Source organism: Acinetobacter johnsonii (assembly GCF_048551975.1).
Classification (GTDB): Bacteria; Pseudomonadota; Gammaproteobacteria; order Pseudomonadales; family Moraxellaceae; genus Acinetobacter; species Acinetobacter johnsonii_A.
Window position 1 is genome coordinate 1 of the sequence record NZ_JBIMCF010000198.1, and the last position, 281, is coordinate 281.

A 281-nucleotide genomic window follows, 5' to 3' on the forward strand; every position below is an offset into this window, starting at 1 on the left:
TGATTTCCTGTTGCTGACCCGCCATTTCAATGTTGATTTTTTAAACTGCTTTCTTCGTATGACTAATTCTTCGGTCACAGCCTGAATCGTTTGGCTGTGTAAATTACAGTCCTTGGATGTGCCTTTTGTGTACTTGGCAATGTCGTAAGTACTAAGAAATTCACCTTTCCCTTTTAGGTGTCTACAACTTAAATCATTGACATAATTCCAGACAAAGTTCACCTCAGATGCTAACTGTTCGAGCACCTTGCTGTGTTTGTGTTTTATGCGTAATTTAAGTG

Annotated in this window: 1 pseudogene; it reads right to left on the reverse strand. The window is 38.8% G+C overall.

The window, feature by feature from the left end:
- Positions 1-281 (reverse strand): annotated as a pseudogene (locus ACG9ZB_RS17225) (RNA-guided endonuclease TnpB family protein); the annotation flags it as partial.